This is a genomic window from Acinetobacter sp. YH16031 (assembly GCF_013417335.1).
Classification (GTDB): Bacteria; Pseudomonadota; Gammaproteobacteria; order Pseudomonadales; family Moraxellaceae; genus Acinetobacter.
Window position 1 is genome coordinate 1 of record NZ_VPED01000167.1, and the last position, 1,359, is coordinate 1,359.

General features: G+C 35.7%; 1 protein-coding gene. It reads right to left on the minus strand.

Annotated features, from left to right (window positions below; all coding sequences use genetic code 11):
• Positions 1-910, minus strand: a 910-nt coding sequence (gene repM, locus FTV31_RS16900; protein WP_180015795.1) for a replication initiation protein RepM, incomplete at its 3' end; no start/stop codon positions are given.
• Positions 911-1,359: the final 449 nt, after the last annotated feature.

Sequence of the window (1,359 nt, forward strand, 5' to 3'; positions counted from 1 at the left end):
CTAAAATTGGATAAAGCTCTCTGAATTTTTCAGGCTCTAAAAGCATATCAGCGATACGAATAGCAAATTGTTGGTAGCTTTCTGTACCTTGTGAATATTTCCCCATTTCAGGCATTTCTGACATTTTTTTTGCAAATAAATGGCGTTGTGCATCGGTCATTTTGATAAAAAAGTCAGGTGTGTTTGGGTCACGCTTAGAATCTAATTTTTTCGGTTGTTGTTTCTGCTTAAACTTGAATGAAAACCCAGTAATTGTACGCCCTTTCTTGTGTTGCTCATAAGTGGCTTTTATGTCTGTATGTTCATTGATTTGAGTAATGGCAGTTTCTAATACACGGCTTTTAAAATGGTGCATACGTTGATATTCATCATCTTCAACACCTAAATTTTTACGTAATTGTTGTAGTTCAAAAACAGGTGTTTTACCAACTTCACGCCAAGCGATTAATAACTCATAAAGTCTAGTGGCATACTTACTGGTTAGGTGTGCAACTTGTTTGGCTTCATATTTTGTAAAGTGTTCTTCTAATCTAGTGATTAAAGGAACTACATCAGGTGCGAAAGTAATTTCTAGTAATGCCAAATCATCTACATAAAAAATACGGCTTACCCAGCGAGAGCGAACGATACCTACCTTCCCTGTTTTTTTATATTCGGCTGTATAGCTAAACTGCCTGTTAAATAGATTATTTACGGCATCTTTCAGGGCTTTGTAGGATGCATCAGGTGATACATTAAATAGTTTTGCATAGTCACTAGCATGTATTTCTAGTTTGCTATCTGCCGTAATACCCCGCCCTAATTCCCTTGCATTAATGATTGCAAGCATGACTAAACGCTGTTCCGTTAGTTCTAAATTATAACTGGCGTTTATTAATGCATTATCTTTCACAACTAAACCATTCTTCATATTAAATACACGTTATTATTAATGTGTATTTACACACTATATATTTTATGTGTGTAAATCAAGAGAATTTGTGTGCTTATACAAGAGAATTTGTGTGCTTATACAAGAGAATTTGTGTGCTTATACAAGAGAATTTGTGTGCTTATATAAGCTGTAGTCCTCTCATATCAATGTTTTCAGCTTATCTAAAAGCATTTAAAAGCTTTAAAAATAATTAAAAGCCTTTCGAGAGGGGAGTGCAAACTGCCCTAGGTACTCGCTAAAGCTCGTACTCTATTGAAGCTCGTTCCTCGCTTCGTGGGGCAGTTTTTGGTTAATCCTATTTGTGAAATCTAAAAGCAAAAGCATTTGTAATGTATTCGCTTCGCTCATACTTTTTGAAAAGCAAAAGCTCCAAAGTTCGCACCCATTCGGGATGCTCTGTACCTACCGTTTAAAATCGAAAGGGA